This is a genomic window from Spiroplasma endosymbiont of Phycita roborella, assembly GCF_964031195.1.
GTDB classification, from domain to species: Bacteria; Bacillota_I; Bacilli_A; order Mycoplasmatales; family VBWQ01; genus Spiroplasma_E; species Spiroplasma_E ixodetis_A.
Window position 1 is genome coordinate 205852 of record NZ_CAXIQJ010000005.1, and the last position, 14534, is coordinate 220385.

Below are 14534 nucleotides of genomic sequence, written 5' to 3' on the forward strand. Positions count from 1 at the left end.
AAGTCAAATTTCAAAAAAGTAATAATAAAAACTTTAATAGTGTTAAAAGCATTTTTTATGTTTTTTAGATAATCATTTATTATTATTATTTATAGTTTATTTTAAAAATTAAAATAAATGAATTTTTTTGAAAGGAAAAAAAATGAGAGAAGAAGATTTAAAAGAGATAAATGAAAAAATATTAAATATAAAAGAATTATATAAACGTAATAATGAAATTTTAAATGAAATCATATTTAATAAAAATAACTATTGTGAAGAAAATATAGATATGATAAAAGATTCAATTTTAGAAAAAAATTATAATTTTCAAGAAATAAAAATTCAACTTTTAGATCATCAAAACTTTTTATTAAGTAAAAATATAAATAATGAATTCTTATTTAATAATCTTGAGTTAGAATTATCAATAAATAAATTCTGATATAAATTTTCTATTAAACTTTATAAAAAAGAAAAAGAAATAGTTAAATATTGAAAAGAACAGTATTTTGAATGTTATAAAAAACAATTTTTTATAAAGAAAAACTTAGAAAATGATAATAAAATATCAAATTTTGTTATTAATAAAATTAATAAAGATGTACAAAATATTTCCGTTTCGACTCCTTCATTAAAAGTACATACATTAAAAATGTAAAATATATAAAACGCTATTTTTTAATAAAATCATTTAAAAATCTAGAATTTAATTTTTTTTAAATTATGATATAATCACTTTAAAATAATTATTAATTTTTTACAATATTTAAATGAGGTATATATATGAAAAAACCATTATTATTTATGGGTGCATTATTATCAAGTGCAGTCACTGCTAGTACAACGGCATGTAATAATCTAACTATATTTAAAAAAGATTTAAAAAAAGATTTAACACAAACAGATTTAAAAATTGTACCAGAGGAACATCGAGGAACAATACCTACAGATTATGAATTAAAATCACAACTATTTATTTTAAATCATGAACTTCATACTGATAATATTATAATTATTAATAAAACAACTAATTATGCTTTTGTTGTTGGTGATGGTATTTTTTATAATCAAGATAAAATTAAAATTACTTATCAAATCCAAACTATTGATATTAGAACAATAATTGTTGATGGAGCATCCATTGGTAATTTTAGTACTAATGGTCAAAAACCTACTGTGGAAACCGTTTACAGTCGTATTCAAGAAAAATATTCTAATTTAGAAATGGATCGCCTTAAAATTGATGTTATTTCTAATAAAGAAGCAACTATTACAGGTATTACGGGCGCTGATGTTATTCCTCTTTATACTGGTAAGGTAACAGTTACATTTAGTACTAATGATAGTGTTGATTTAAGTACTATTATTAATAAAAAAGATTTAATGGTTAAGACTAATGGTCATGATATACCATCAAATAATGATGTAATGAGAGCATTACGTGATACTTACCAAGAAAAGTTAGATACTTCTTTTATTGCAATAGAAATTACTGCTACTAATAGTGCCACTATTACTAGTACAAATCAAAAAAAATATACCGGTAAAGTAATACTAAATTTAAATCTTGATATTAGAATTGCTCTTAAAGACGTTATTAATAAGGGATTAGATAAAATTGCTATTATAGGAAAAGTAATAACTTTAGAAGATGTTAGTAGTGCATTGAAAAAACAATATTCAAGGTTAAATATGAATGCTATTCAAGTAACGTTGCAAAATAATAATGTTACTATTAAATCTATTAATCAATATGTATACACTGGTGCTGATGTAGTAATTAATAATTTACTTATTGATTTAAATAGTGTTTTAAATAATAAATTACCAACTTTGAATATTCCTGGACAAAATACACCAAGTAAAGAGCAATTAATTTTAGCACTTAAAACCGCTAACTATAATCTTGATGTAAGCAAAATTATAGTTGATAAAATTACTGATAATAGTGCAGTTATTAATGGTGATGGTAAATTTTATAGCAATGATAGTATTGTTGTTACTTATGATTGTGATAAAACAGAGCTTTTAAGTGATGTTTTTAAAAATTTAAATTTAGGAACAATTAAAACTAATGGATTATCAAAACCAAATATTGAAGAAATTAAAACTGCGATTAGCAAAAGTAATCCAAATGTAAAGCTAGATGCAATTAAATTTAGTGAAGATGATATTACTAATCAACAAGTAACTATTAGTGGTGATGAAACTATTTATAAAGGAAAGATAGTTGCTGATTTTACTGTTGATAGTAGTAGTATTAATAATGATCAACTAAATTATAATTATAATGAAACTAATAGTGTTGGTTCGTTAAAAAGTACTTGAACCAGCTCTGATATTCCTCTATTATCTAATTGAACAAATTATGCACCAGATTGAGATAGTTTTTCTAATAAGTTTAGTAAATTAAGTTTTGGTGATAATTCGTATTTTAGTCTTTATTGTAATACTTATACTGATCAAAAATTAAAAGGTTCGCAATTAAGTATTAGTACTAATGATATTAGTAATGATAGAAACAAAAATATATTTGAGCTTAGTTACTATTATGATGGTGGATTTTGAGGAGCCTTTCTTGAATTACATGGTTATATTCATATTTGACATGATGAAGAAAATGTTTATGTAAGCATTAATTGAAGCGTTGATACAGTTAAATGTTTCCGTGATCGAGTATGGAATATTAACTTGCAAGGTGTAACCTTTAGTTAGAATTTAACAGATTATATTTATTTAGTTTTACTGTTAATCATATAATTTTGAAATATTAATTTTATTAAAAAGATAAATGAGAGATAATACTCTCATTTTTAATATTTTTTTATATAAATTAAGTAAATAATTAAAAAAGGATATACAAAGTAAGTTAAAAAATTAAAATTAAAAATTATTAATTTATAATTATTATAAACTTAATATAGTTTTTATTTTAAAATAAATGAGTTTAGATTGAAAGGAAAAAAAGATGAATAGAGAGCAAGAAATAAATATATTAAATGTAGAAATAAATTTAATTGAACAAAAAATGGCTATTATTAAAAGTAATTTAGAAACTTGTATCAAAAATATAAGTGATAATCAAAGACAAGTATCTAATTTTTTAGAAGAACTTAAAAGAGAAGATTCAGAACATAAAAAATTATATAAGTTTTTAACTCATTTATTTTAAGATAAAATAAATGAGTTTTTTTATTATTTATTCAAAAGAGAAAATAAAAAATGTTTAAAGTTAAACCTAATTCACCAGTTTATGAATTTTATTATTCTGAAATAAAAAAATTAGAGGGTAAAATTAAAGATAATAAAGAATTAGATAATATAATAAATACTGAAAAAAATCTTAAAGAAGAAATAGAAAAACTAGAAATATATCTAAAAACATTAAATGAAAATTTAAAAAAGAAATATAAAATAATTCCATATATTGAAAAATTAAATATATATGATTTAGAAGATAAAATCGAATCAAAAGGACAAAAAAGGGTTGATAATGTAGGAAAATATTTAAAATTAAAATCAAGTTTAGATTATGATTTTGATTCAATTTTTGAACAATGAAAACGCAGTGCAAACAGTGAAAATCAACCTTTAACAAGTGGATATAAACCAAGCTCACCACAGATGTAAAAGGGGAAGATATTGCATTTGCAATATCTTTATATCTTTAAAATTGATTTTAAGACACCAAATTTGCTCATATACAAATGTTTTAAAATTTTATATGGTTTAGTATTAATAAAATAAATCTCTTCTAAAATATGTTTTTTTACTTTTAATTAAAAATTATTGATATCCATATCTTCAAGGATGGTCTTTATTTGGTATATAAACTTTTTTAGTTTTTATCAAATCTTCTTTAATAATTGGTTTTAATGCTATTTCTTTTAGTTCATATATTTTATTATTATAACTAAGATAGAATTCATTAATAAATGATTTAAGTACAATTACATCAGTTCTAGGTTGTATATATTGAACTTTGTTATTTTTATAAGGAAAATATTTTTTACCATAATATGTTATAGTTGAACCACTATCTGTTTTTCTTTTACAAAATCTTGAAAGATAAACATTTATTTCATTTTGTGTAGGAGCTTTAACCATAGCAGATTTATTATCATCAATAGGAAAAGCAAACTGATTATTAAAAATGTTTATATATGTTTTAAGAAATTTATTACCATCTTCTAAATTTTTAATTTTATTAAGTCGTAATTCACTAATTAAACGACTTTGAAGTGTTCCAAATAATCGTTCAATTCTGCCTTTAGCTTGTGGAATTGAGGTTCTAATTACTTCAACACCTAAATCATTACAGCATTTTTGAAATTGAGTATAAGTGTCATTTTCTGTGTTTATTTTACCTGAATCAATTTTTTTCTTATATCCAAAAACTGTTCTATTATCAGTATAAAATATCTTTGGTATGCCATATTTAGTTAAAATTTGATAAAAAACATTATAATAACCATCTAATGTCTCTTGGTGATCAAATCATAGTCCAACAATATTTCCTGTAGCATCATCAATTGCAGCATGTAAAAATGCTTTTGGTTTATCGTTACCAAATCAATGATGATTACTTGCATCCATTTGAATTAATTCACCAAAATTTGTTCTACGATTTCTTGTGGGATGCAAGTTATTTTTTTTATTCTTATGTCTTTTTGGTGAAGTGATTTTTTCTTGAATTAATAGATTATAAACTGTACTATATGCAATTTTAGTGTTTTCTTCATTAATTAATTTTTCCTGAAAATGTTGAAAATTAAAATTATAATATTTTGTTTTATATAAGTTTATAATTTTATTTTTAATTTCTATTTTTGTTGCCTTATTAGAAATTTTATTGCGAGATTTATGAATAAAACCAACTTTACCTTCTTTATTAAAAATTTGAATTAATTGGTTAATTCTTCTAATAGTTAGGTTAAGTTTATTTTTGGCTTGATGTTTAGATAATTTATTAATAACAATGTCATTTATAATTTTGTATTTATATTTTTCTTTCATAGTCATGCTTCTTTCCATTTTTATCACCAAGTATATTTAACTTCACTTTTTGAGAAATTTTCACTCGATAACTAATAGGAAATTATCACTAAATAATGACAAATTATGGAAATTTGTTGTAAAAAAGACAAAATTTGATAACATATAATTATTATTGAGTTTATATCACCCATTTACTTTAAATTAAAGTAAATGGGTTTTTGTTTAAAAAAAGGAGAAAAAAGAATGGCTGATAAAACAAATTTGCAAACATTTCATCAAATCATTAAACAACAAATAATAAATGATATTTTAAATAAGTCAGAAATTGCTATAAAAGCAAGACATGGGGCTTAACAATAAGATTTGAAAAAAATAAAAAAAATATAAATAATACTGAATTTACTAGTTCTTTTAATTCAAGTCAAATATCACAAACTAAAATAATTGAAAATGGATCACAAAAGTATAGATATAATTCTGTAACAATTTTAGATCTTGATAAACAAATAGCAAAGAAAATAATAATTGAAGAAGCAAGAGCACATAGAATATTAAATTTACAAAAAGAAAATAATGATGAAACTTTAAAAATTGAATTTGAATTAAAAAAAGCAAAGGAAAATTTAGAAAAAATTAAAAATGCAATAGTTAGTGGTCAATTATTTGGTAAAAAAACGTTAAAAAAAAGAAAAAGAGAATTAGCCAAATATGAACATGAAATTAAAGAAAAAACAACTCGGTTAAGGAAATTAAAACAAAGAAAAGAACAATTAAATGAATATCAAAAGATAAATAGTAATATCCAAAATGAATTAAAAAATGATATTAAACAATTTTTAAATAATGACGAAAAGAACAAAACCAAAATATTAACAAAAAATAGAAAAAAAATAAAAAAACTAAAAATTAAACTTAATAAAATTAACATTTTACAAAAAGAATTAAAATATGAAAATAAAATATTAAAATTAGAAAATGAAATTAAACAAGAAAAAATTGAAAATGGTAAAAAAGTTGAACAAATATATGAAGAAATTTTGACAATAAATAATAATTGTTATTATATAACAACTTTTATACATAATAATCAATCAATTTCAGAAAAAATAATGTTTTTTCATAACTTTGATAATGATAATATACAAATATTAACGCAAACAAAACAATATAAAAATTTAAGTCAATACAAAAATGATCTTTTATTAATAAATAATAATAATAATTTTGATAGAATACCAATTAAAGAGTTTATAAAAGAACAAACAAAATATAAAGAAAAACCATCTATAGTTGAATTCACAATGTGGGGTGTTATTTCAGTACTTTCTGTTGGTGTTCCAATATTGATTTCTTGTTTACCCTTTGTAAGGAGGGAAATTGCAACAGAATTAAAAGACAAACTTATAGTTGGTTTAATTTAAATTACACTTGGCTTATTTATTAAAACTGCTGCAACAACAGTTTCAACTGCAATAAAAAAAGTTGATTCATGAATTTATAATAAAATGTTTAAAAATCAAGAAAAAATTGAAAAAGATAAAAAAGAATTTAAAACAATAATTAGAGACTTGACAAGTGATAAAGTAGAAACTCAATTAGAAAGACAATTTAATATTTTAAAACAAGAATTAGATAATAGGAAAAAGCAAAAAATAAATAAACTATTAAGTAGTAAAATAACGTGAGAAAACCCAGATAAAGCAAAACCAACAGTTACTAATCCTGTTGCTAAAAATTTTGATTTAAGTGTTATAGTTAATTCTACTGATATACAACCCCCAATTAGCCCAGTAACAAAACAACGAAGTTATTCAATATAAAATATTGTTTTAAAAATAATTTTAATAGTTTTGTTAAAAAGAGTAAAATTATATATTTTTTATATTTACGTTTATAAAAAATATATAATTTTACTGAGTATTTAAAGGGTAGAAAAAATATTCAAAGAATAATAAAGGAAGTAAAAAAATATGCCATGAGAACCACATGAAAAATGAAGTACAAAAGATAAAGATTCACTTGCAAAAAAAATAGATGAAGTAAATAATAGTTTTGGAAAAGAAAAAGAAAGAGAAAGACGAGGAAAAGTTGCTGATACATTTGAAAGTAATAAAAATAAGAACATAATAAATGATAAACCTTTAGTAAACATAGATAATAATGCTATTACTAAAGTTGCAAAATGTATTATTTTATAAATAATTAAAAACTACTTAATTAATTAAGTAGTTTTTAATTTAGTTTCATGATAAAAGAAAAAAGAAATTTTATATTTTATAAATTAAAGATGATAGTTAAAACTTGTTAATTTGAGTTTTACCTTATGTTATAATCAAATTAGAGGTGGACTATGGAATGCTACTTTACTAACCATAAAACTAATAATATTTTAATATTGGATGAAGAAGATAGTAAACATCTAATTAAAGTATTACGTCATAAAATTAATGATGAAATAGTTATTATTCATCAAGAACAAAAATATTTAACAAAAATTATTGAAATTACATCAGTTATTAAATGCGAAATTATAAAAACAGTGCCAAATAGTAATTCAGAATTAAGATGTAAAATCACATTAGTAATATCTTTATTAAAAGAACAAAAATTTGATTTAGTCATTCAAAAAGCAGTAGAATTGGGAGTTTATCAAATTGTGCCATTGCAGTTAAAACGATGTGTTAGTGTTTTAACAAGAACAAAAGCAGAACAGAAAGTTTTACGTTGACAAAATATTGCAAAAGCTGCTGCCAAACAATCAAATCGCAATTTAATTCCGATTGTTACACCCGTTGTTTTTGATTTAAAACAATTAGAGCGATATCGGTCTCATCTTAATTTGGTTGCATATGAAAATTCATCAGAAACTAGTTGAATTAGTCAAATAAATAATAAATTATCATCAATAACAATTATAGTTGGACCCGAAGGAGGAATCACTAAAGAAGAAATTGCAACTTTAACACAACTTAATTTTAGTAATATTAGTTTAGGAAAATTAATTTTACGTGCTGAAACTGCACCTTTATTTTTAATGTCAATCATTAATTATGAAACAAGTTTAAAAAGTTAGAGGAGTACAAGATGATTAGAATTGGTATTATTGGAACTGGAAAAATTGTTCAAAGATTTATAAAGCAAGCGTTAACTAATAAAAAAGTTAAAATAACTTGTATATATTCAAGAAGTTTAGATAAAGCAGAAACATGAGCAAAAAAATATAATATTGCCCATAGTACTGATGATTTAAATAAAATGATAGAACATATTGATGCTATTTATATTGCTTCACCAAATGGTTTGCATTACAAACAAAGTAAATTATTTTTAAAAAATAATATTCATGTTTTGGTAGAAAAAACTATTACTTTTACAGTTGAAGAAGTTAAAAACCTAATTTCTTTAGCAAGAAGTAAAAAAATAATTTTATTAGAAGCTTATGTTACTGTTCATTTACCTATTTTTTCTAAATTAAAAAAATTAGTGCATGAAATAAATCCAGAAGTAGTTAACCTTAATTTTAATCGTATTTCTTCAAGAATGCCATCAGTTGAAAAAGGAATATATGATTCTGTTTTTGATAAAGATTTTGGTAAAGGTTCAACTTATGATAGTTTAGTATATCCATTACAATTAGTATTGTATTTATTAGGTAAAGTAAAAACAGTTAAAGCGATGTCAATTAAATTACCTAATGGTGTTAATTTAAGTAATCATGTTATTTTGAAGCATGAAAATGGAACTATTACTACTATTACTTGTAGTAAAGGAGTAACCTCTTATGCACAAAGTGAATTTATAGGTCATAATAGTAGTCTTGTTTTATCACAAGTTCATCCATTAAGTGGAATTAAGGTTTATACTAAAAACGGAATAAAAGAAATCGCAGATAATACCAATGAAGAAAGTTTAATGACATATGAATTAAATGACTTTGTAAAAATGATTAAAAATAAAGATTATTTAAGTCGAGATTATTGATTAAATCATAGTTTAATGAATCTTGAAGTTATTGAAGCAATTATTAAAAGTGAAAATGAATTAGGAGTTGAAGTTTATGAAAAGTAATATTAATTTAAATGAATATATTGATCATACATTATTAAAACCAGAAGCAACATTATCAATGATTGATACATTATGTAAAGAAGCTAAAACTTATTATTTTAAAGCAGTTTGTATTAATCCATTTTATGTTAATCGTGCTGTTACTTTATTAAAAAATAGTAATGTTAAAGTATGTACAGTGGTTGGTTTTCCATTGGGTGCCAATACTACACAAACTAAAGTAGCAGAAACAATTAATGCGATTAAAGATGGTGTTCAAGAAATTGACGTTGTTATTAACATTGGGGCACTAAAGGATAATGATCAAAAACTTGTATTGCAAGATCTACAAGCAGTTCGTAATGCATGTCCGTCAAATATTATTTTAAAAGTAATAATTGAGTGTAGTTTATTAACAACAGAACAAAAAATTATTGCTTGTCAGTTAGTAACTAAAGTAAAAGCAGATTTTATTAAAACTTCAACTGGTTTTGCTAATGGTGGTGCAACGGTTGCTGATATTAAATTAATGAAAGCAAATATTGGTCCTCATGTTGCAATTAAAGCTTCTGGTGGTATTAAAAATGAAGATGATGCAATGGCGATGATTAATGCTGGTGCTACTAGAATTGGTACTAGTAATGGTGTTGCTATTATTTCAGGGCATGAAGCTAAGGGTGGTTATTAAATAGATATATTGATAATTATAATAAATAAAAAAAAGAAATTAAGATATTTAAAAATATTAATTATATGTAAAAAATAAAAGTTACCTAGGTAACTTTTATTAATAAAAAATCCCTAATTAAAGGGATTTTGCCTAAGAAACCACGTACTTAACATACGCTTAGTAATCAAGTGGTATACGGTTTATCTTAAAGGACTTTATTATATTTTACTATACTTTTATATATGATTCAAGTATAATAAATTTGATAACTTATGAAAGTGTAGTATATAATGGTATTTATAATATTAGATGAATCCGGGACTTTATCAATAAATAATAGACATAAATATTTTGTCATAGCAGGCTATATATGTAAAGATATAAGAAAAGTAAAATTTATATATAACAAAGTAAAAAATAATTTAAAAGAAAGTTTAAAAAATAAAATTGAAATAAAAGCTACAGATTTAAATGTTACAGAAAAAGCAATTTTTATAAATCAATTATTAACCTTAAATGATGTTAAATTAATAGGAATTTATATTAATGCAAAAAATCCAAAACTTTTAAAAAATATAAAACATATTGCAGATAAATATAATTTTTTAACTAAAGTTATGTTAAATAAAATTTTTGAAAATATTAAAGAATATTTTGAAGATGAAAGTGAAATTAATTTTAGGATTGATGAAAGACAAGATAAAGGATTATTTCCAAATGGTTTAGAACAATATTTAAAACAAAATTGAAAACTATGTAATGTTAATGAAAATATAAAATTAAATGTAAAATATTTAGATTCTAAAACAAATTTAGATATTCAAATGGCAGATTATATTGCTAATATAATTTTTGTAAAAAAAAATTATCCTGAACATTCACAACCTATAAATTTTATTAATGACTGGGAATTAAATAATAAACTAATATGAGATTATGAAGATTATCATAATAAAAAAATAATTGAAAAAGATGAAGTAAAAACAACAAAGAATACACATGTTACACATATAAATCTAGTAAATGTTAAAAAAATAGATAAAATTAAAGAGTTTAAAAAAGTAAATAATAATGTTTTGATAGAAAATATATATCAAAAGGTGAATTTTTGAACATTAACGCACTATAAAAATGGAAGAATATTAATTCAAGGTAAAGAAATTATTGAATTAATAAAAATTTTCTATTTCTAAAATTTTTAGAAAAAACTGTTTAAAATGGTAATTTTTTATAGTAAAAAATAAGCAGTTTCTCATAATTACATTCTATTTTTAAATATTTCACCAATCTTTTTATCATTCCAAATAAAATATTTGATTTATTAGTATTTTATTTCCAAAAATTTGAAAAACTTATCAAAAAAAATAGATTTTTCTGATAAATCAATATATAATTTATGAGATACGAAAGTAAGGAGGCAACAGACTATGGCAGTACCAGCAAGAAGAACGTCAAAAATGCGTAAAAATACACGTCGTGCCCATGATAGTTTATCTGCAACAACTACAACTAACTGTTTAAATTGTGGAGCAATTACTAAACCACATCATGCCTGTATGAAATGCAAGACATACAAAGGTGTAAGTATTACTAATCCATTACAAGCAGAAAAAACATCATCAACAGAAAAAAAATAAAATATGAATATATCTTATCTTAGATTACCTTCCTCTTATTTATTTAAAATATTATTTTAAATATTAGAGGTTTTTTACTTTACAAAATTATTTTATAATAGTTAATAATATATTAAAATATAGATTATAATTTATTAAAATAGACACTATTTATTAGGAAGTGTAGAGTATGAAAAATAAGGGTTATTATGATTTATTATTAAAGATTAGTGATGATATTAGCAATAACTTCCAAACATCACATATTAATGATGAAAAAGAATTAATTAAAGACATTGATCATTATTTAGTTAAACAACTAAATAATACTTTAATTGAAAAATTAAAAACGATTAAATCACCAGAAGCAAAAATTGATTTTTTAAATCAAATCATAAGTAATTTTACTACTAATAAATTTAGTAATAACATTTTATTACAAGTAAATGATAATATCATAGATAATCCTTTAACTTCTAATATTAGATTAAGTGATAATTATCTATTTACTAATGAAAACCAACAAGTATTAATTAATCATTTAAATCAGGAAATTAGAACTTGTGATGAAGTATACTTCATTTATCCTTTTATATCAAATTCAATTATTAATAAGTTACGTTCATCATTTACTTACGCTTTAAATCATAATATTACTATTAATTTTATTACTACTACTTTTGATGATATGGCTTTATTTGTTAATTTATATGCATTAGTTAAAATAATAAAAAAGTATCCTAATATTAAAGTTAAAGTTGAAAATAATTTAGAAAAACGTAGTGAAAGAATTCATATTAAAGCTGCTATCTTTAAACGAAATTCAGGTTTTTCTTCAGCAATAATTGGTTCATCAAATTTAACGCAAAAAGGTTTAGCTAGTGGTCGTGAATGAAATATTAAAATTAATGAATTTGATAATAAGCAACTATATCAAAACATTTTAAATCAGTATTATAAATTATGAAATGATAATTTAGTTGATTTAAATGATGAACAACAACGATTACAATTACTATCACGAATTGAATATAATCGATTGCTTGTAAATAAAAAAGATGAACAATGATTAGCAACTAATTATTTTCTTTATGATTTTCAAATTGCCTTAATTAATAAATTAAAGTTAAGAAGAAAACTTAAAAAAACAAAACATTTAATTGTCATGGCAACAGGTGTTGGTAAAACAGTAGTATCTGCTTTTGACTATTTAAATCAAATCAAAGAAAATAATAATCAAAAACCTTCAATTTTATTTTTAGCACATCAAAGAGAAATTATTGAACAAGCAATTATTACTTTTCGAAAAGTAATAAATGATAAAAAATTTGCAACTATTTTAAATAGTAAACAAAATAATTTTCAAGAACAATATTTATTTGCAACAGTACAAACTGTACATAGACATCTAAATAAGTTTAAACGTCAACAATTTGATATTATTATTTTTGATGAAGCTCATCATTTGGCTGCCAAAACTTTTCAGACAATTTTAAATTATTTTTATCCTAAACAAATTATTGGTTTAACAGCAACACCAGAACGAGAAGATAATAAAAACATTATTAATTATTTTGATAATGAGTTTGCACATGAATTACGATTGTGAGATGCAATTAATGAAAAACTTTTATCACCATTTGATTATTATTGTATTGATGACATTACTGCTGATTTAACTGGTATTGATTTAAATAATGATCAACAATTATTTAAAAAATTAAATACTGAAGCAAGAAATAAGTTATTATTAGATGTAATTAATGACTATATTGGATTTTATAGTAATCGGATTTGTTTAATTTTTTGTATTAACATTACTCATGCACAAATTGTTGCTAGATTTTTGCAAAATCAGGGCTTAAAAGCAGATTTTTTAACAAGTAAAAATCAAACTAATCGTAGTAAAATAATTAATGATTTTAAAAATAGAATTATTAATTATTTATGTGTAGTAAATATTTTTAATGAGGGAATTGATATTCCTGAAATTGATACTATTATTTTATTACGACCAACTAATTCAAAAACAGTATATTTACAGCAATTAGGAAGAGGATTGAGAAAAACAGAAACTAAACATTGTTTAGAGGTTTATGATTTAATTGCTAATATTGATAAAAAATATGACATAACCATTGGTATTAAAAATCTTTCGAACTCACATATTATAAATGTTAATAAACAATTAACTAATAGTTTTAATTTACCTTATGGATGTACTATTACTTTAGAACCAAGAAGTCAAAACGTCATTTTAACTAATTTAAAGCAATGATATCAATCACGAAAAAAAATTTATTTGGTAATTCAATCATATTATCAACTTTATAATGATAATGCTATTTTTAAAATATTAATTGATTATGATTTGACAATTCAAGAATTTTATAATTTTTTAAATGATTTTTATTTACGAATAGCAAAAAAAATAAAAAATTATCAAACCCATGATAATGATACTAATCGTAATCAAAATATCTTAAAACAATTCTTATTTTTAAATGATTATCAAATAGTTAATTATTTTTATTTAAGATTAAGTCAAGAATTAGATACTGAATTAATTAATTATCATTATGACAATTTATTAATAGTATCATTATTATATGAGGTTACAAGTAATAAAGTATTTAATCATATTTTTCCAAATTTTAATGAAATACCATGTTTAGTTACAAATTTCATTGAAAATAACAAATTGGTTGTTAATGAACTAAAAATTATTCTTAAATATAAACTAGATTATGAAACATTGTTACTTAATGAACATTTTAATCAAGATTATCCTTTATTATCTTATCATTCAACATTTACTGTGCATCAGGCACTATGTACAATTAATCGTGTTAATTTTAATAAAAAACTTGGACCTTTAAAAATTATTGCCTTTCAAGCGGGTCATTTGACATTTAATGAAAATAAATCAGTAATTTTTGCAGATATTGATGGAACAAATTATGGTAAATTAACTAGTTATAATAAATTAACAAAAGAATATTACTGATCAATACCAGAAAATAAAACGATTAATTCAAAATTAGTGAAAGATTTACAAAATAATAATATTGAAAAAATATTATTTTTAAATAATGATTGTAATAAAAAATTTAAAAATCTTGCTTTAAAGTTGTATGACTTTATTGGTATTGGTCAATATCAATTAACAATTAAGAGTGATTATATTACTATTAAATTTTTAGTAGAATAAATAATATTTT

The 14534-nt window shown here is 21.7% G+C and carries 14 protein-coding genes; 13 read left to right on the forward strand and 1 reads right to left on the reverse strand.

Going from position 1 to position 14534, the window contains the following annotated elements; all coding sequences use genetic code 4:
- Positions 1–142 precede the first annotated feature (142 nt).
- The 4 genes from AAHM95_RS07020 (at position 143) to AAHM95_RS07035 (ending at position 3612) form a co-directional block, all read left to right on the forward strand.
- Positions 143–640, forward strand: a complete 498-nt coding sequence (locus AAHM95_RS07020) for a hypothetical protein (protein ID WP_281748442.1) — start codon at positions 143–145, stop codon at positions 638–640.
- A 125-nt stretch (positions 641–765) separates the two neighbouring features.
- Positions 766–2697 (forward strand): hypothetical protein, encoded by a 1932-nt coding sequence (locus AAHM95_RS07025; protein WP_342274492.1) that lies wholly within the window; start codon positions 766–768, stop codon positions 2695–2697.
- 253 nt (positions 2698–2950) lie between these two features.
- Entirely contained in the window at positions 2951–3154 is a 204-nt protein-coding gene (locus AAHM95_RS07030) for a hypothetical protein (protein ID WP_342274493.1), read from the forward strand.
- 50 nt (positions 3155–3204) lie between these two features.
- A complete protein-coding gene (locus tag AAHM95_RS07035) occupies positions 3205–3612 on the forward strand; it encodes a hypothetical protein (RefSeq protein ID WP_342273977.1) in 408 nt (135 codons plus the stop codon).
- A 156-nt stretch (positions 3613–3768) separates the two neighbouring features.
- Here AAHM95_RS07035 and AAHM95_RS07040 read toward each other — a convergent pair whose 3' ends face one another.
- On the reverse strand, positions 3769–5016 hold the full coding sequence (locus AAHM95_RS07040; RefSeq protein WP_342273976.1) for an ISNCY family transposase: 1248 nt from the start codon (positions 5014–5016) through the stop codon (positions 3769–3771).
- Between the two features lie 1073 nt (positions 5017–6089).
- Here AAHM95_RS07040 and AAHM95_RS07045 point away from each other — a divergent pair.
- The 9 genes from AAHM95_RS07045 (at position 6090) to AAHM95_RS07085 (ending at position 14524) form a co-directional block, all read left to right on the forward strand.
- Positions 6090–6401: a hypothetical protein gene (locus tag AAHM95_RS07045; RefSeq protein ID WP_342274494.1), complete on the forward strand. Its 312-nt coding sequence runs from the start codon at positions 6090–6092 to the stop codon at positions 6399–6401.
- Positions 6402–6485: 84 nt separating this feature from the next.
- Positions 6486–6800 carry a hypothetical protein gene (locus tag AAHM95_RS07050; RefSeq protein ID WP_342274495.1) on the forward strand — a complete coding sequence of 105 codons (315 nt, stop codon included), beginning with the start codon at positions 6486–6488 and terminating at the stop codon, positions 6798–6800.
- Between the two features lie 150 nt (positions 6801–6950).
- Positions 6951–7178 carry a hypothetical protein gene (locus AAHM95_RS07055; protein ID WP_338979035.1) on the forward strand — a complete coding sequence of 76 codons (228 nt, stop codon included), beginning with the start codon at positions 6951–6953 and terminating at the stop codon, positions 7176–7178.
- A gap of 152 nt (positions 7179–7330) precedes the next feature.
- Positions 7331–8053, forward strand: a complete 723-nt coding sequence (locus AAHM95_RS07060; protein WP_281747884.1) for an RsmE family RNA methyltransferase — start codon at positions 7331–7333, stop codon at positions 8051–8053.
- 11 nt (positions 8054–8064) lie between these two features.
- Positions 8065–9048: a Gfo/Idh/MocA family protein gene (locus AAHM95_RS07065; protein WP_342274496.1), complete on the forward strand. Its 984-nt coding sequence runs from the start codon at positions 8065–8067 to the stop codon at positions 9046–9048.
- A complete protein-coding gene (gene deoC / locus AAHM95_RS07070) occupies positions 9038–9715 on the forward strand; it encodes a deoxyribose-phosphate aldolase (RefSeq protein ID WP_342274497.1) in 678 nt (225 codons plus the stop codon). The genes AAHM95_RS07065 and deoC overlap by 11 nt, the downstream gene beginning before the upstream one ends.
- Before the next feature lie 272 nt (positions 9716–9987).
- A complete protein-coding gene (locus tag AAHM95_RS07075; protein WP_342274498.1) occupies positions 9988–10890 on the forward strand; it encodes a DUF3800 domain-containing protein in 903 nt (300 codons plus the stop codon).
- A gap of 234 nt (positions 10891–11124) precedes the next feature.
- Complete coding sequence (gene rpmF / locus AAHM95_RS07080; protein WP_281747878.1) at positions 11125–11334, forward strand: 50S ribosomal protein L32; 210 nt, start codon at positions 11125–11127, stop codon at positions 11332–11334.
- 169 nt (positions 11335–11503) lie between these two features.
- The gene (locus AAHM95_RS07085) at positions 11504–14524 is read left to right on the forward strand and encodes a DEAD/DEAH box helicase family protein (RefSeq protein ID WP_342274499.1); all 3021 of its coding nucleotides are present in this window, start codon (positions 11504–11506) and stop codon (positions 14522–14524) included.
- The last annotated feature ends 10 nt before the right edge of the window (positions 14525–14534 follow it).